Origin of the sequence: Mycoplasma leonicaptivi ATCC 49890 (assembly GCF_000622205.1) — a bacterium.
Lineage (GTDB): Bacteria > Bacillota_I > Bacilli_A > Mycoplasmatales > Metamycoplasmataceae > Mycoplasmopsis > Mycoplasmopsis leonicaptivi.
This window is the reverse complement of sequence record NZ_KK211410.1, coordinates 1-17,504: the sequence shown is the minus strand read 5'-3', so window position 1 is coordinate 17,504 and position 17,504 is coordinate 1. Positions and strand designations below refer to the sequence as shown.

Here is a 17,504-nt window from a genome sequence, read left to right as displayed (position 1 = left end):
AGAGAATTCAATCAAATTTAGAATGAAAAACACCACAGCAAACTGCTATGATGTTATAATTTATAAAAATGTTAATTTTTTGTGTCCATGTTTAATTTTTAAAACAAAATTAAAATTTATAATTTTTATATAATATAATTAATTAATATGAAAAATGTAGAAGAAATTGCTGTTGGTAAAATCATTAGTGTTGGTTATAAATTTATAATGCTTGATTCTAATGGTTTTATTTATACGATTTACAAAAACGAAATAACAGATTATAAAAAAGTAAGTGTCTTTGATATGTTTAAAATTGGAGAAGTTATTAATTTTGTTATTCTTAAAAAAAATGTTGAAAAAAATTCTGGTATTGGAAGTTTTAAACAAAACCATCTCAATCACAGCTCTGAAATAATAAAAGCGAAATTAAAAGAAACTACAAATGGATTTAAAAATCTTTATAATTACTCACAAAACATATTTGAAAAAGAGGAAATAAATTATCACAAATGTCAAAAATAAAAATTATTGATTATAAATTTGAAAATTTTCAAAATAGAATAACTAATAAAGAAATTATTGAAAAATTAAAATCTTTAAATTTTAAGGGATCTGAGAATTTGATTTTTGATGATGTTGCTATTAACTTTTCAATAAATGGTTTTAAATACATTATTGAATATTGCGATATGCTTTATGAAAAAAATATAGATTATCTTATTATTTGATGTTCAAAAGAAACTCAATTAGCTATTGAATCATGTTTAAATTTTATCTTTGGAAAATTTGATTTTCATAAGCAAGAAAAAATTAAATTATTTTTTATAAATACCGAAAAAGATTTAGTTTTATTTAAAAATAAATTAAATTATTTTTTTCAAAATAGCACTAAAAATAATTTGGCAATAATGTTTTGTGATGGTTTTTCTGATTGTAAAAATAGAGAACCAGAAGTTTATGTAGATATTTTGTATTCAAAATTTACTGAGCTTGCTTCAGATTTTTTAATCAAAAAACTGATTTATTTTGTTGGTAAAAGTGAATGATTAAAATTTATTGATAAAATTGGTATTCCACCCAAAAATATTCTTATTACAAACTCAAATATAAATAAACACTTTTGTTTTTTTAGTGAAACTGTTTTAATTATACTTGCTACACAAGGTGTAGAGTTAAAAAAATTAATAAATGGTTATAAAGCCAATGCTGTATTTTTAGAAAATAGTGATGATTTTTTTAACAAATCATTAGCACTTGCTAAGTTTGTATCTCAAAACTTAAATAGTGATTATAATATAAAAAATACTCAATTAAATCTTTTTATAAGTTATGATTCTTTTCTAGATTTTACTATCAAAAACACTTCCTTTAATTTTGCTAATTTATTTATTAAAAAAAATATATTTTCTGATTATTTATTTTTTCCAGAAAATGTATCACAAATGACACAAATTATTTTATCTGAAAGTCTAAAAAAATTAATCATTTATTTTCAGGTTAAACAAAAATTTTTTGATTTTGAACCTTCACCAATTGTTAACGATGATGATTTATTAACTAAATTAAATCATTTTTCGCTTAATAAAATTCTTTATACTTCACAAGAAACATTTAACAATTATTTATTATCATTTAATAGTTTTGTAAAAACAATAAAAATTGAAATCGATGATAATTCAGAAGAAGCTTATGGTGAATTAATATCACTCATATATTGAGCAAAAATATTTTATGGAATCATACATAATTTAGATCCTTTTGAATAATAAAAAATCACTATTTAAGCAATAATAGTGATTTTTTTACTTAATAATAAGTGAATCTTGATCCATTTCAGTTGGTTTTTGTAAACCAATATAATCCAAAACAGTTGGCGCAACATTTGCTAAAATACCATCTTTTAATTTTAATGATTTATCAGTTGTAATTAACATAACTGGACTATTTGTGTGTTTTGTTGCAGGTTTTCCAGAAGCATCTTCTGTAATTTCTGCATTACCGTGATCAGCTGTTATAAAAACAGTAACATTATTTTCTTCTGCTCAATCAACAATTCTTTTAATTTGTGAGTCAAGAATTTCAACTGCCTTTATAGTTGATTTTAAGTTACCTGTGTGCCCAACCATATCTGGATTTGCAAAATTCATAATAGTTACATCATAATTTAAAGCATTAGTTAATAATTCATCAGTAATTTCTTTCGCTGACATTTGTGGTGCATCAGCATATGATTCAACTTTTAATGAATCAACCATAATACGATGTGAATTCTTAAACTCAATATCCTTACCACCATCCATAAAGAATGTTACATGGGCATATTTTTGTGTTTCTGCTAATCTTAATTGTGTCTTATTAGCCAATTCTAAAACCTTTCCAATTGGCATTGAAACTTCCATTTCATCAAAAGCAATAATTGTATCAAGTCCTTCATATTTCATCATTGAAACAAATTTATTGATTGTTACCGGATTTTGTGTTTTGTATTCATAAATAGATGAATTTATAAATAAATGTGTTAACTGTCTTGCTCTATCTGGTCTAAAGTTAAAGAAAATAATTGAATCACCATCTTTAGCAAAATACTCTTTTGAAATATTACCGTTTGCAGCAGGAGCAAAGAATTCATCAGTTATACCTTGTGCATACTGAGTATCTACATATTCTACTGGATCGTTAAATAAAATTTTTGGATTACCGATAATTGTTTGATATGCTTTTTCTACTCTATCAAACATTTTATCACGATCCATTGCATAAAATCTTCCAGAAACTGAAACAATGTAATATCCATACTTATCACATATCTCTTTTAGTTTAATCATTGAGTTTTTAATTGATTGTGGTGCAACATCTCTACCGTCACCAAAAACATGAACTGCAACTTTTTTTAGACCATATTCATTTGCGGCATGTAATAATTCAAATAAGTGATCTTCTAATGAATGAACACCTCCACCTGATAAAAGACCCATAATATGTAATGTAGAATTATTTTGTTTAACATCTTTAAATGTTTCAATAAACGCTTTTGTTTTTCCGTATGTTCCATCAACTAATGCTTTTTTAATTAGTGATAAACCAGTATAAACAATTGTTCCTGCTCCAATATTTAAATGACCAACTTCTGAGTTTCCCATTTGCCCTTCAGGTAGACCAACATGTTCAGCAGAAGCTTGAATAACTGAATTAGGATATTCAGCAAATAATTTATCAAAAGTTGGAGTGTTTGCTAATGCGAAACCATTACCTTGTTTTTCTTCACGCAAACCAAGTCCATCAATTACTATTAAAACTACTTTTTTCATATTCTCCTTTAAAATAAAATTTATAATTTAAATTATATATAAAATAATACTTTTAATAAAAAAATAGTAACTCATAAAATAATGATTGATTATATATGAAAAAACCTTTAAAAATTTATTAAATAATTTTTTAACAAAAATACCTGTTGTTTAGCAAAATAAAGAGTTAAATTAAAATAAAATGTTATAATAAAAAAATTAAAAAAGAATTTACTTTTAAGAATAAATAAAAGATATAGTTTTTTGTTTTATCAAAATATTTATATGCTTTTATTGTCTATAAAATTTTATATAAAAGAGGTTAAATATGATAAATGTAAACGAATTTAAACCAGGAATTACATTCCAAGACGAAAATGAAATTTATGTAGTTTTAGAAGCTCAACATTCTAAACAAGGACGTGGTCAAGCTAATGTAAAAGTTAAGGTTAAGAACTTAAGAACTGGTTCTACAACAATTAAATCTTATACAGGTGGTGATAAGGTAAAGCCTGCACATATCGATAAAAGAAAAATGGATTACTTATACAATGATGGTGAAAATATTATTTTAATGGATAGAGAAACATATGAACAAATAGAAATTTCAAATAAATTAGTTGAATGAGAGTTAAACTTTTTAAAAGAAGGTAGCGAAGTTCAAATTAGAAAATTTGAAAATGAAGTTTTAGATATTGAATTAAATACAAATATATCATTAAAAGTTGAATATGCACCTGATGCTGTTAAAGGTAATACAACAACAAATCCACAAAAAAAAGTTAAATTAGAAACTGGTTTTGAACTTGAAACACCTATGTTTATTAAAGAAGGTGATGTTATTATTGTTTCAACTGAAACTGGAAAGTATGTTGGAAAAGATAATAAATAATGAAAAATTGAATTAATGTTCCATATCATTCAAATCAGGTTTATGTTATTCAAGAAAATGTTATTGAAGAAGTTGTTTTAAATTCTTTAAAAGGAATCAAAAAAGTTAAATTGATAAATAATGTTGATATTAATATAAACAATAATCATACAGACTTGTGTTTAAAATTAAATATTAAAATTAAAAATAGTGATAAAAATGTTGATGTATATAATACTATTAAGACTTTAACAAATACTGTTGAAGAAAATATTAAACAACTAATCGATAAAAAACCAAAAAATATCCAAATTATTTGACAAGGTTTTTATTAAAAATGTATGAGAAAAAGTAATGGTGATCTAAATATTGATTTTTCAATTTTTAGATCTGTTTTTATAAAAGAAGTTATAAATGAAAATAATAAAATAATTAAAAAAAGATTAAAAACAAAAAAAGAATTAGAATATATTAGTATATTAAATAAATTAATTAACGATCTAAAAAGTTTTAACATTACAAATAAAGATTTAGAAATTAATTATTACGCTTTTAAAAAAATTAAAAGAGATAAAATAATTAAAAAAATATCGATTTATTCGCTTTTTATTTTTGTAATACTAATTATTATTTTCTTGATATTAATTCTTGTAGGAGTTTTGGGGTAAATGAAAAAAATTAAAAAATATTTTGAAGATTTTAAATGAAATAACTGAACAACATTATCAATTGGTGTTGTAATAATTTCTCTTTTTATAACAACTATTTTGTGAGAATGATATGATAAAAGTGTTTTAGTTAAACAAATTTATTCAGACCAAAGTCTTTTAGATAAGATTAATGAAATAGCGCAAACAAAACAATCTGATAAAGAAAAATTACAAATTTATGATGCATTGTTACCAAATGCGACAAGAATTTTTTGAGGTGGTTCAACATATTGATTTACTTTTATAAGTAATAATATTATGGGTTTTTCAATTTTATTTTTACCATTTTTTAAAAAACATAAGCTTGCTCAAAAAATGTATCTTTCAGGTATAGTTTTTATAATTCTTGTATTAACTGGTTTTTGAGGTGGTGTTTGACTTGATAAAAATGTAACTGAAAATATGTCAAATAATGATTTTCATAGGACACTTATTTGGCATGGTTATGCACCTTTTCTTGGTATTTGTACAATTTTTTACGAAAGAAAAAATATTAAAGTTAGCACATCCGCGATCTGATGTTTTTGTATTTTTCCTGTTTTGTATATGTTTTTTATGTTTGCTATATATGCTAATGGTTATAAATTTATGCATCTACAAAAAGAAAATATATCACAATTAAATTGAAGAGAAATCTATAAAGACAATCCTATTCCGAATGAGTTTAATACTGAACTAAGTCGAGGAATTGTTATATATTCAATGGTTTCGATAGCACATCCTTTTGGTTATCAAGGTGATTCAACATTTGTTAGAATATTTTTAAATTGTTGTTTAGTTTTAATGATGATTTTTAGTGCTCCTGTTGTTGGATTTATCTTACGTAAAATTTTAAGGATACAACATAAAGAGGATATTAAAATACCTAAACTTATTTTAATTGCAAACGATTCACCATTTAAAAGGTATAAAAATAAAAATAAATATTATCCGGAACATTTCTTTAATAATAAGGAGCAATAAGATGATTGAACAAGAAAAATATATCGCTAGTTATTTTCATAAAACTAAGACAATTCTTGAAAATGAAAAGCCTCAAAATGTTATTACCTTACAATTTTTTCAAAGAAAAAATAACTCAATTTTAGCTGGAATTTCTGAAGTTTTAAAGTTTCTTGAAAAAGTAAGTGATACTTCAAAATATAAAATAAGATATTTAAAAGATGGTACTTTAATTAATAATTTAGACATAGTTTTAGAACTTGAAGGACATTATCAAGACTTTGGGATTTGAGAAGGTGTTATAGATGGAATTTTAGCCAGAAATACCTCAATAGCCACAAATACATATAATTGTAAAGTAGCAGCTAAAAATAAACAAGTTATTTTTATGGGAGATCGTGCTGACCATTATTTAAACCAAGAAATTGATGGTTATGCTGTTTCTGTTGGTGGTTTAAAAATTATGTCAACACTTGCTCAAAAACAAAACAAAGAAAATGATACAGAAGAAGTTTTTGGAAGTATGCCACATATTTTAATACAAGGATTTGAAGGGGATGTTGTACAAGCTACAAAAGCATTTTATAAAAATTTTCCAAATCACAAGTTAATTTCACTTGTAGATTATAACAATGATGTTATAGGTGATTCTTTAAAGATATGAAATGCACTTGGTGATAAAGTTTGAGGTGTAAGAATTGACACATCAAAAAATATGATAGACAAAATGTTTGAAAATGAAGAAAATAAAGAACAATTTAAGGGTGTAAATCCAGAGCAAATTTTTAGATTAAGAAGTGCTTTGGATAGTGTTGGTGCTAATAAATATAAAATTGTTGTATCATCTGGTTTTGATGAAAATAAAATTGCTCTTTTTGAGAAATTAAATGTTCCTGTGGATTATTATGGTGTTGGTCAAAGCATTTTTAAATTAAACAATTCTTTTTCAGCAGATGCTACTATTTTAAATGGTAAAAAACAAGCAAAACAAGGTCGTGGTTATAGAGAAAATAAAAACCTTATTCTCTACTCAAAATAATTAAAGAAAGGACATTATTAATATATAAAATAATATTAATGATATATAATTAAAATATGAAAAAACTCGGTGTTATAATAGATTCTTTTTCTTGTGTATCACAAGAAAAAACTCATGAATTAGGTTTTAAATTTTTACCTTTACAAATAGAAATTGATGGACAAGTTTTTCAAGATGGTATAGATAATAAAGATGTAATATTACAAAAATTAAAAGAAGCAAATGATTATAAAACTTCTTCACCAAAACTTTCAATTATAAATGATGTAGTTGATGATTTAGCAAGAAGTTGTGATGATGTAATTTTCGTAGGTATTTCTTCTTCGCTTTCAGGGACAGCTGCTCACGTTAGAACAAAAGCACTTGAATATAATAATGTACATATTATGGAAAATCATCTTGTTGGTGAACAAATTATTAGAGTTGTTAATTATCTTAAATACCTATATGAAGAAAAAGATTACACAATAAATCAATTATTTGAAGAATTTAATTTAATCAACGAAGGCACAAAGGTTCTTATTGTTCCTAAACAAGTCAAGAATCTTTTAAAAGGCGGAAGACTTTCAAGTTTGAAAAAGTTCATTTTAAGTAAAATATCTTTATTCCCTGTTTTAGAATACGATGTTGAAGGTAAGGTCAAAAATGCAACATTAAAAAGAACTTTTTCTGGATCATTTAATTATAGCGTACAAGAAATCGTAAGTTTTTGTCTTGAAGGTGAAAAAAGTGATAAAAATGTAAAATATCATATTGATGTAATTTCTGGTATTGATCCAGAAGTTAATAAATTAATTGAAGCAATTCAATATTTTAAACCTTCATCTTGAACATTAACACCAATTGCAATTGCCGTACACACAGGTGTTGAAGCTTTTGCGCTAACAGTTATGCCTAAATTAAATTATGAAGAAAAATAATAATAATCAAACAACTAAAAATATTGAGAAAAACTACACAAAACTTGTTTCTAATATTATCATTGAAAACACAATGGATAAAAAAGAAATAAATGCTTATAAAAAGAATAAATTCATTTATTTTATTGCACTTATTTCAATACTGTTATTAATTACACTTATAGTTGCTGTTATTTTAGCTATTACTACGTTTAAATAATAAGAAAATCCAATTAGTTTAACTAATTGGATTTTTTAAATATTGTTTAATAATAGGATAATTTGAAGTTATAGATAAAACTTGTTGTTTTAAATGAATAAAAATTTCTTCATCTTCTTTTAAAATTGTATTATTATTTTTCATAATTTTAAATTGTGTTTTTAGAGCTTTGTCAATAATATTTGCTAATTCTGATCATTTATCAAAATTTCTACTTGTCATAGCAGCGGTTCCTAATCTAATACCGCTACACTGAGTAGTTGGAAGATTGTCAAATGGAATACTATTTTTGTTAACTGTAATATTAATTTTTCCTAAGGTTTGTTCTGCAATAAGTCCGGTCATTTTAATATCACTATCATTGTATTTACTTACTAAATCAATCATAAATAAATGATTATCTGTACCATCACTCACAATTTTATATCCTAAATCTTTAAATGCTTCACAAAATTCTTTAGAGTTTTTAATTATATTTTGCGCATAAGTTTTAAAATCAGGCTGTAATGCTTCATAAAATGCTAATGATTTTCCCGCAATAGCATGAAATAATGGACCACCTTGGTAACCAGGGAATACTCATCTATTTACTTTTTTAGCAATTTCAGGATCATTGGTCATTATAATACCACCTCTTCCACCACGTAAAGTTTTGTGAGTTGTAGAAGTTATTATATCAGCATAACCAACAGGACTTGGATGTACACCAGCTGCAATTAAACCTGCAATGTGTGCAATATCAGCCATTAATTTAGCACCGCATTTGTCTGCTATTTCCTTAAATCTTTTAAAGTCTATTGTTCTTGAATATGCAGAATAACCACAAATTATTAAATCAGGTTTTTCTTTTAGTGCTAATGTTTCAATTAAATCATAATCTAATTTACCATCACTACCTAAATCATAAGATACTGATTCATAAAAAATACCGCTAAAACTTATTTTATAACCATGTGTTAAGTGACCACCAGAACTAAGTGATAAACCCATAATTTTACCACCTTGTGGAGTTACAGAAGCAATAGCAGCTGCATTTGCTGTTGATCCAGAATAAGGCTGCACATTAGCAAATTTAACACCAAAAAGTCGTTTTAATCTATCGATCGCTAAATTTTCAACAACATCTACGTTTTCACAACCACCATAATATCTTTTATTAGGGTAACCTTCACCATATTTGTTTGTTAAAATACTTCCTTGAACCTTTAACACATCTTCAGATACATAATTTTCACTAGCTATTAATTCAATGTGTTCTTGTTGTCTTTGTAATTCATTATTAATAGCTTCTTGTAAAAGCTTGTCGTTTAATTCAATTTTTTTATACATCTATAATCTCCTAACTATTAAACTTTTTATTTATAAGTTCAATAACATCCTCTTTAGCAGTAATTCTTATTGTTACATTGTGAGAATCATTAAATTTATAATCATCAATTTGTTTAATTTCAAAAATGTCATTACTTACTGCTTTTATTTTAGAAATAGTCTCACCAATATATTCGTTATTTTTAAGAGTAAAAGTTAAATCGATAGTTTTAAGTGGACTAAAATCTACTGGTTGATATTTAAAACTTCTTGATATATCTTTTAATTCAAGTTCAGCATATAAAACATTATAATCATCATATTTTGGGTGTAATTTACCAATTCAACCGATCATTTCATTATTAAACATAATTTTAGCTGATTCATTAGGGTGTATCATCTCATTATCATCAAATTTAACAAAATTTAAATCCATTTTTGCAAAATTAATAATATCTTGTTTTAATTCATTAAAAGATTTTGTTGTTGATGCAAAACCATAAACGAATTTTTCTTGATTTATCATACCATGTTCAAAAATATTGATAGTATTGATTTTTCTTTTGAAATTATAATCAACTATTTCTTGTAAAGAAATGATTATAGAATTTCTAATTGTTTCTCTTTCTTTTGAAACAAAAGTCATTAAATTAATTTCCTTTTCGAAATTGAATGGATTAAATTTATTTTTATCTTTTGAGACCAATGAATAAGTTCTTACTTCGGTATAACCCATATATTTAAGAACATTTTTGTTTATATTTCTTCGTTGTGTTTTTAGAGTTGTTGAATTTATTTTTTGTGGTTTAAAGTTTGAATATGAATAAAATCTAAAAATTTCTTCAATAACATCTTCAAAAAGATTAACATCATATCTATAATTAGGGACTAAAACACAATCCTTTTTAAACTCAAAACCAATTGATTCTAATTGTTTAATAGCTGTATTAAAAATATCTACATTGTTTTGTCCTGAATATTTTGATAATTTTTGAGTATCAAAAATAATTTTTTTCTTATCTTTATTTTTAACAGGATTTATTACTTGTGAAATTTGGCAATTTTTAGCATAATTTCTTATATACTTCATTCCAAGTTCTGCTACTTCATTGGAAATTATTCTACTTCCTTGTGATGAAGAATTAGAATTCAATTTAATTGCTTTTGCTCCATATCTAACTGACTTAGGATTAAATATACCTATTTCAAATAAATAATCTTGTGTATCTGTGTCTGCTTTTGAATTTTCAAGACCCATAACACAAGCTAATGAAACTGGTTTATTATTGCTTGTAATTGCTAAAACATTTTCTACTTCAATTTCTTTATTTCCTAAAATAGTAATTTTATCTTTAATTTCGTTTGCAGACATATTTTTTGATAACTTAGAAGCATCATAAACATGTGCAGGTGCGCCAGTTTCAATTAGCGCTAAATTTGTTAAATTAACAGCTCAATCAAATTTAGAATTTATATCGTGTTTTGCTAAAAGAGTTTTGTGGTAAATACTTGTACTAAATTTACCTTTTATTTGTGTAAATGAAAGCGATTCAACATTTGAACTTTTAATTGTATCAACATAAAAATCTGATTCAAAATGTGGTTTTATTTCACTTAAACCATCCTTAAAATCTGTTTTAAAATATGCTGATAATTCTTTTGCAATATAATAATAAGAATTAGCATCATTTCTGTTTGCGGTTGTGCTTATTTCAATAATTGTATCATTAACATTAAGTAGATCCATTGGATCATCTTCTAATGAAGCAAAATCATTTGGTAAAACTAATATTTCGTCTTTATCAGTTAAATACTCTCAATTATAACCAATTTCAGACCACGAAGCCATCATACCTTGTGATGGTAAACCTTTTAATTTAATTTCTTTAAAAATTTGTCCATCTTTTGACGATCCAACAGCAAAACAAATTATCAAGTTATTTTCTTTTAAAATTCTATTTGTTGTTTGAATGATAATTTGTCCATCTTTTGTTTGTAATTCAACTACATCTAATCTATCTGAATTAGGATTTGGATAAACTTTTAAAACTTTTGCAAAGATGAGACCTTTTACATCACTAAATGGTTTTGATTGTTCAACTTCAAAACCTAATTCATTTAATGCAATTTCAACTTCTTTTGAATCAAGTTTTATTTTAGGTAAATATTTGTTTAGGTGTTTAAGAGATAAAATCATATTTCTCCTTAGTTTGTACTTCAGTCAATTTCTGTTTGATTATTTTGTTTTAATATTTGATTAATTTTTTTAAATACACCAGAATCCTTAAAACTATGTCTATATCCTAACGGTGAAGGATGTGATAAATAAAACACATTAGGATTTAATTTATTATTTTGTGATTTGGTAAAAAGATCAATTGCTTTTTTTGTTGTTTTGTGCGCTGTTTCACCAAGAGATAAAATAACAACATTAGGATTACTTAAAAGAATTTGATAAATAATTTGTGAACTGAATTCTTGTCAACCAAAATTTTTATGTGAATGAGGCTTATTGTATTCAACAGTAAAAATTGAATTTAACAAAAGAACATTTTGTTTAGCTCAACTAATTAAGGAATTAGAATTAAAAGATAAATTTGGATAGTCTTTTTTAACTTCATTAAAGATATTTTTAAGAGATGCAGGTGTCTTAGATAATGAAGTAGAAAAACAAAGACCATCAGCAACAAATGGTTTGGTATATGGATCTTGACCTACAATCACTACTTTTGTATCTTGTATTTGAAAAAAATCAAAGGGTTTAAATAAATCCATTTGCAAAGGATAAATAGTTTTTTGTTCTTTTTGAGCTTTTTCTAAATTTTTTATAATTTTTTGAAAATATTCTCTTTGTCCTTCTTTTTGTAAGATTTTTAAAAAACTATCTTTCATTATTAAATTGCTCCAAAATTCTTAAATCATTACGATATAGATCTCTAATATCATTAAAACCGTATTTTATCATTGTAACTCTTTCAATTCCTATACCTGCTGCAAAACCATTTAAATCATTTGTATAACCAGCTTGTGCAAGCACGCTCGGATGTAACATTCCTGCTCCAAGGATTTCAATTCACTTGTTTTTATAAAAAACATCAACTTCTACACTTGGTTCTGTAAAAGGGAAATAACTAGGTCTAAGTCTTACATCAATTTCTTCTTCTAATACATAAGATAAAAGTGATTTAAGAGTTCAGATTAAATTTGGAAAACTTACATTACCTACATTAACAAAATCTACTTGTGTAAATTGGTGTGAGTGTGTTGCATCATCTTCGTCATTTCTATAAACCTTACCAAGAGCAAATGTTGCCAATTCCTTATTTTTATTTTCTTCTAAAACCATTGCAGTAATACCTGTATTGTGTGTTCTTAATAAAGTAGTAGCATTAATATATAATGAATCATGCATATCACGTGCTGGATGATTTTGAGGAATATTTAGTCTTTCAAAATTATATAAATCACTAACTAACTCAGACGATTCTTGTTGATAATAACCATGTTGAATAAATCAATCCTTAAATCTTTCTTCAACAATAGTAATTGGGTGTAGTGATGCAGTTTTTAAATTCAGAGCACTAAAATCTATAAATTCTGAATCAACTCTTTTTTGAATTAAAATATTTTTTAAATGTTGATCTGCTTGCTTAAAAAAAGCTTCATATTCTTGTTTTAATGTATTAATTTCTTTTCCAAGTTCTTTTTTCTGTTCAACTGGTGCATTTTTTAATTCATTTTGTTTTTGAGTAATAATTCCATTGGTTCCATACACTTGTGTTTTTAATTGTTTAATATCTTCAAGTGAATTAATTTGTAATAAGTCAAATTTAATCATTATTCTCCTTTTTATTTTTAATAATTGTTCAATATTTTTCTAAATCATTTTCATTTTTATTTTTTTGAGGAATATAAAATTTAACATTGTTTATTTCTTTGGGTAAATATTGTTGTTTTACAAAATTAAATTCATAATTATGAGGGTATTTATAGTCAACTCCATCACCTAAATATTTAGACGATGCATAATGTGAATCTCTTAAATGTTTCGGTATTTGATATATTTTACCAACATCTATATATTCATTTTTAATTTTTTCTTTGGCTAAATAAGTTGAATTGCTTTTTGGTGATAAGGCAAGATCACAAATAGCAGTAGAAATACATAATTCACCTTCAGGAAGGCCTAGTCTTTCAAATGCTCTAATCGCTGTATCTACTCTTAAAGCAATATTAGGATTTGCTAAGCCAACATCTTCATAAGCAACGCAAAGCATCCTACGAAATAAACCATCAATATCACCTGATTTTAATATCAAAAAACCATAATATAAGGATGCATCTACATCTGAACCTCTTAATGATTTATGAAATGCAGAAAGATTATTATAATGTTGTGATGAATCTTTATCACTGAAAAAGTTAATATTGGGAATTAATGTTTTAATCTCTTTTTCTGTTATTTCATCATTGTTATCTTTTAAAAAACTCAACATTTGTAGATTGTTCAAACAAGATCTATAATCACCAGATGAATATTGAGCTAATAGTTTTAATTTTTCATCACTTATATTTAAATTTGTATAGTGTAAACTAACAACTTTTCTTAAACCATGAACAATATCCGAAATATCAAGTTTATTAAACTCTAAAATGTGCATTCTACTTCTAATAGCAGGAACAACTTTAAAATATGGATTTTCTGTTGTTGTTGCATAAACAATGATCTTGTCAAATTCAAGAAATGAAAGCAATATCTCTTGTTTATCTTTATTTAATCTATGTATTTCATCAACTATAATAATTTTACAAGAATTAAGAATTTTAAGTAAATCAGTTTTATTATCAATTGAAGCATTAAAATAACCGTATGTTAAATTTCTTTCTTTTGCTAACGCAAAAGCTGTACTTGTTTTACCTATTCCGCTTTCACCAAAGAAAATGAAACTTGTGTTTAAATTGTTTTTTATAACTTCTTTTAATAAAATTTTAATTTTATTTTGTCCAATAATATCATCGATTTTCTCAGGTCTAATTTGGTTAGCTAAATTATTGTTCATATTATTAAATTATAAAACATTTCAAATAATAAAATTTGTTTATATTACTTAATTTTCTTTAAAAAAGTTAAAATTTCAAAATGTGGTGTGTTTGGGAACATATCATATGGTTGTATTTTAATTATCCCATAATTGTGTTGTTCTGTTAAATATTTTAAATCTCTAACAAGCGTTCTAGGATTACATGAAATATATACTAAGTATTTTACATTACTATTAGAAATTAGGTCAATTAAACTTATATTAAGACCAGAACGTGGTGGATCTAAAATAACTAATGACTCTTTATTAAATTTAAGTTTTGATAGATATTTAAAAATATCTGCTGTTATATATTGAATATTTTTTAAATTATTTTTTACTAAATTTTTATTTGCATCATCAATGGACTCTTTTACAATATCAATTCCTAAACCTTTTTGGTCTTTTTGTGTAATAATTTGTGAAATTACACCCGTTCCACAAAATAAATCATAAATGTTTTTAAATCGATGTTTTACATTAAACTCTATTATTTTCTGAAACATTTTTTCAGTTACTTCTTTGTTTATTTGAAAGAAAGATTTTGGATTAACCAAAAAAGATTTATCAAAAAGTTGCATTTGATAATCGTTTTTTGATTTATTAAATATAAGTTGATTTTTTGATTTTTTTTGAACATATAAAAGACTTAAATTAGGCAATTTTTTTAGTTCATCAATTAATTTTTTTGGTAAATCAAAATCTGGATTAATTTCAAGCAATATTTGTGTTTCATTGTATGAATTTATTCAAATTGTTATTTCTAAAAACATTTTAAGAAGATTTTGTTTTTTGTTTTTGTGAATATATAAATTAATAACATCGATAAAATCCATTAATGTTTTATTTAAAAGTAAAATATTTTGTTCAAAAGAACTTTTTGATTCTTCATATTCGTTAGAATTAAACATATATTCAGCAAGAATAAGTTTGCCTTCATTGGTTTTTATTTTATATCTTGCTTTATGTCTATAATTTTCTTTTAATTTACTTGGTTCAATATTTAATAAATTTATATTTTTATTAGATAAATTTCTAGAAATAAGATTTTTAAAATATTCATTTTTAATATAAAGTTGATCATTATAATTTATGTTTAAAAATAATGCTGAATCAGTGTGTTTTAATTGTTTTGGTTTTCTAATATTAGAGAAGTTAAAATGCTTTAAAACAATAGCATATGCATAATTAGATAAAACCTTTGTAAGTTTAATTAATGCTTTTTCACCAGGAAATAAATTTGTTGCAAAAATTGAATAATCTTCAAGTCTTATGGCTCCTAGACCTTCAAAACTTAATTCATTACATTCAACAGTTAATTCTTGACCTATAAAATATTTATTCATTGTGAACAATATATAATATATCAACCTTTCCATATCTCTTTTGCTTGTAAACCCTTAATTTCTCAGGTATTTTTATATTATTAACTTTATTAGTTTCAACAATTATTTCTCCATCATTGTTTAAAAGTTTTTTTAAAGCGATTATTTCCAAACATTTATTTAGTAAATCATATTCTTCATATGGTGGATCCAAATAAATAAAATCATAAGTTTCACTTGTATTTTCTAAAAAAATTATTGCATCTTTTTGAAAATAATTTATATTATCTACATTAAGACTCTTGATATTTTGAGTTAAAATCTTAAAAACTTCTCTATTTTTTTCAATTGCTGTTACTCTTTTTGCTTCTCTACTGCTTGCTTCAATAGACATTGCACCTGAACCAGCAAAAAGATCTAAAAATGATTTATCATAAACTTTAAATTGTAAAGATGAAAAAACCGCTTCTCTTATTTTATTTGTTGTAGGTCTTGTAATTTTTAAATCAGGTTCATAAATATTTCTATTTCTATATTTTCCTGCGATTATTCTTAACATAAAACTCCTTGCTTGTAAAATAATAAAAAAGGAAATCAAAATTAGATTCAAAAATCTAAATAGTGATTACCATTTTATAAATTTACTATTCACTTAACTTTAATGATTCAAGTGCTACTTCGACTTCTATTTTTCTTGTGTAACTTTCACATTCCAATAAAGCTGTTTTTTCTTCAAAATTAATTGACTTAATAATTCCTTCTTCACCAATATAAATACCATCAAGAATTTCTACAACATCACCTTTTGTAAATCCAAAAATATTTTCACCCGAATCAAATGCTTTTTGTGCCTCTTCTTCTTGCTTAAACATTTTTTTGATTTCAGAATTACTCAATGGTGTTGGTTTTGCTCCTTTACCTGACGAACCAATTAAACCAGTTACATATTGAGTATTACGTATTAAAAATCATGATTCATCACTCATATGCATTTTTGCAAAAATATAACCAGGATAAAGATTAACATATTTGATTGTATAATCTAATCCTTCATTTCTTTTTTGAAATTCCCTTTGTGTTAAAGTTGGTTTTTTAAAAATTTTAAAAGCACCATTTGGTGTAGCATCTTTATCAAAGTCGTGAGATAAATTTTCAGCAATAATACGATTTGTTAGTGATTCAACAACTTGTTCTTCTTTACCTCTAATTGTTGATATCATATATCATTTAATTTGATTCATTTCAACCCCTTGTTTATAAAATATTTAATAATGTTCATAATTGTGTTAAACCATATGTAATAAGTGAAGCAAAAATTGTAAATAAAATAGTGAAAATGATTGTTTGAATTAAACTACTTTTGCTTGTTTTAAAGTCTGGTCATCTGATTCTTTTTATTTCTTTGATAACTTTTCTAAAATAATATTTTTTTAATCTTTTTGTTTCATTTATTGGTGTTTTTAATAGATTATTTTCTGAAATTTTTATTTGTTCTTCATTCAATTGTTCCATTTAAACCTCTTCTTTATGTACTGTATGTTTTGAACAATTTACACAATGTTTTTTTACTACAAGTCTTTTTGAGTTACCTAAACTTTTATTAGTTATATAATTTTTTCTTCTGCATTCTTCACAAGCAAGCGAAACTTTATTATTAGTTTTCATATTTATATATTTTAACACAAAAAAACAAAATTATTTGGTGCGTTATTTTAAAAGTCACGATGCAAGTTACCATCAAAAAAATAGTAATATATAAATTTTATACAAAAAATAAATTTTCTTTATTTTTTGTATAAAAAAAGCAATAGAAAAGATGTTATTTGCGTTAGCAAATAAC

Annotated in this window: 20 protein-coding genes; 9 read left to right on the top strand and 11 right to left on the bottom strand. The window is 24.4% G+C overall.

Annotation, left to right across the window (positions count from 1 at the left end):
• The first annotated feature begins 147 nt into the window (after nucleotides 1-147).
• Nucleotides 148-504 (top strand): S1 domain-containing protein, encoded by a 357-nt coding sequence (locus tag BU00_RS0104025; RefSeq protein WP_036459141.1) that lies wholly within the window; start codon nucleotides 148-150, stop codon nucleotides 502-504.
• The gene (locus BU00_RS0104020) at nucleotides 492-1,748 is read left to right on the top strand and encodes a hypothetical protein (protein WP_027121566.1); all 1,257 of its coding nucleotides are present in this window, start codon (nucleotides 492-494) and stop codon (nucleotides 1,746-1,748) included. The genes BU00_RS0104025 and BU00_RS0104020 overlap by 13 nt, the downstream gene beginning before the upstream one ends.
• Before the next feature lie 36 nt (nucleotides 1,749-1,784).
• Here the strand turns inward: BU00_RS0104020 and gpmI are convergent, their stop codons facing one another.
• A complete protein-coding gene (gene gpmI / locus BU00_RS0104015; RefSeq protein WP_027121565.1) occupies nucleotides 1,785-3,290 on the bottom strand; it encodes a 2,3-bisphosphoglycerate-independent phosphoglycerate mutase in 1,506 nt (501 codons plus the stop codon).
• A gap of 307 nt (nucleotides 3,291-3,597) precedes the next feature.
• Between gpmI and efp the strand changes: the two genes are divergently transcribed.
• Genes efp through BU00_RS0103980 form a run of 7 tightly spaced genes read left to right on the top strand, consistent with a single transcriptional unit; the run spans nucleotide 3,598 to nucleotide 7,950 of the window.
• Nucleotides 3,598-4,161, top strand: coding sequence for an elongation factor P (gene efp / locus BU00_RS0104010; RefSeq protein ID WP_027121564.1), 564 nt, complete (start codon nucleotides 3,598-3,600; stop codon nucleotides 4,159-4,161).
• A complete protein-coding gene (locus tag BU00_RS0104005; RefSeq protein ID WP_027121563.1) occupies nucleotides 4,161-4,475 on the top strand; it encodes an MMB_0454 family protein in 315 nt (104 codons plus the stop codon). Before efp ends, BU00_RS0104005 begins: the two co-directional genes overlap by 1 nt.
• 6 nt (nucleotides 4,476-4,481) lie before the next feature.
• The gene (locus BU00_RS0104000; RefSeq protein ID WP_027121562.1) at nucleotides 4,482-4,808 is read left to right on the top strand and encodes a hypothetical protein; all 327 of its coding nucleotides are present in this window, start codon (nucleotides 4,482-4,484) and stop codon (nucleotides 4,806-4,808) included.
• A complete protein-coding gene (locus BU00_RS04810; RefSeq protein ID WP_051521874.1) occupies nucleotides 4,809-5,813 on the top strand; it encodes an MAGa3780 family membrane protein in 1,005 nt (334 codons plus the stop codon).
• A gap of 1 nt (nucleotide 5,814) precedes the next feature.
• Nucleotides 5,815-6,831 (top strand): nicotinate phosphoribosyltransferase, encoded by a 1,017-nt coding sequence (locus BU00_RS0103990; RefSeq protein ID WP_211246804.1) that lies wholly within the window; start codon nucleotides 5,815-5,817, stop codon nucleotides 6,829-6,831.
• Between the two features lie 56 nt (nucleotides 6,832-6,887).
• Nucleotides 6,888-7,751 carry a DegV family protein gene (locus tag BU00_RS0103985; protein ID WP_027121560.1) on the top strand — a complete coding sequence of 288 codons (864 nt, stop codon included), beginning with the start codon at nucleotides 6,888-6,890 and terminating at the stop codon, nucleotides 7,749-7,751.
• Nucleotides 7,738-7,950 carry a hypothetical protein gene (locus BU00_RS0103980; protein ID WP_027121559.1) on the top strand — a complete coding sequence of 71 codons (213 nt, stop codon included), beginning with the start codon at nucleotides 7,738-7,740 and terminating at the stop codon, nucleotides 7,948-7,950. Before BU00_RS0103985 ends, BU00_RS0103980 begins: the two co-directional genes overlap by 14 nt.
• An 18-nt stretch (nucleotides 7,951-7,968) precedes the next feature.
• Here the strand turns inward: BU00_RS0103980 and glyA are convergent, their stop codons facing one another.
• The 10 genes from glyA to rpmG are packed head-to-tail and all read right to left on the bottom strand — an operon-like array spanning nucleotide 7,969 to nucleotide 17,329.
• Nucleotides 7,969-9,279 carry a serine hydroxymethyltransferase gene (gene glyA / locus BU00_RS0103975; protein WP_027121558.1) on the bottom strand — a complete coding sequence of 437 codons (1,311 nt, stop codon included), beginning with the start codon at nucleotides 9,277-9,279 and terminating at the stop codon, nucleotides 7,969-7,971.
• A gap of 10 nt (nucleotides 9,280-9,289) precedes the next feature.
• On the bottom strand, nucleotides 9,290-11,455 hold the full coding sequence (locus BU00_RS0103970) for a phenylalanine--tRNA ligase subunit beta (protein ID WP_027121557.1): 2,166 nt from the start codon (nucleotides 11,453-11,455) through the stop codon (nucleotides 9,290-9,292).
• Between the two features lie 8 nt (nucleotides 11,456-11,463).
• A complete protein-coding gene (locus tag BU00_RS0103965) occupies nucleotides 11,464-12,150 on the bottom strand; it encodes a uracil-DNA glycosylase (protein WP_027121556.1) in 687 nt (228 codons plus the stop codon).
• On the bottom strand, nucleotides 12,140-13,096 hold the full coding sequence (gene pheS / locus BU00_RS0103960; RefSeq protein WP_036459139.1) for a phenylalanine--tRNA ligase subunit alpha: 957 nt from the start codon (nucleotides 13,094-13,096) through the stop codon (nucleotides 12,140-12,142). The genes BU00_RS0103965 and pheS overlap by 11 nt, the downstream gene beginning before the upstream one ends.
• The gene (locus BU00_RS0103955) at nucleotides 13,089-14,318 is read right to left on the bottom strand and encodes a replication-associated recombination protein A (RefSeq protein WP_027121554.1); all 1,230 of its coding nucleotides are present in this window, start codon (nucleotides 14,316-14,318) and stop codon (nucleotides 13,089-13,091) included. Before BU00_RS0103955 ends, pheS begins: the two co-directional genes overlap by 8 nt.
• 44 nt (nucleotides 14,319-14,362) lie before the next feature.
• On the bottom strand, nucleotides 14,363-15,685 hold the full coding sequence (gene rlmD / locus BU00_RS0103950) for a 23S rRNA (uracil(1939)-C(5))-methyltransferase RlmD (protein WP_036459138.1): 1,323 nt from the start codon (nucleotides 15,683-15,685) through the stop codon (nucleotides 14,363-14,365).
• Entirely contained in the window at nucleotides 15,678-16,262 is a 585-nt protein-coding gene (gene rsmD, locus BU00_RS0103945; RefSeq protein ID WP_342665349.1) for a 16S rRNA (guanine(966)-N(2))-methyltransferase RsmD, read from the bottom strand. Before rsmD ends, rlmD begins: the two co-directional genes overlap by 8 nt.
• Nucleotides 16,263-16,308: 46 nt before the next feature.
• On the bottom strand, nucleotides 16,309-16,905 hold the full coding sequence (gene nusG / locus BU00_RS0103940; protein WP_027121551.1) for a transcription termination/antitermination protein NusG: 597 nt from the start codon (nucleotides 16,903-16,905) through the stop codon (nucleotides 16,309-16,311).
• Nucleotides 16,906-16,918: 13 nt separating this feature from the next.
• A complete protein-coding gene (gene secE, locus BU00_RS0103935) occupies nucleotides 16,919-17,176 on the bottom strand; it encodes a preprotein translocase subunit SecE (protein WP_036459136.1) in 258 nt (85 codons plus the stop codon).
• A complete protein-coding gene (rpmG, locus tag BU00_RS0103930; protein WP_027121549.1) occupies nucleotides 17,177-17,329 on the bottom strand; it encodes a 50S ribosomal protein L33 in 153 nt (50 codons plus the stop codon).
• Between the last annotated feature and the right edge of the window lie 175 nt (nucleotides 17,330-17,504).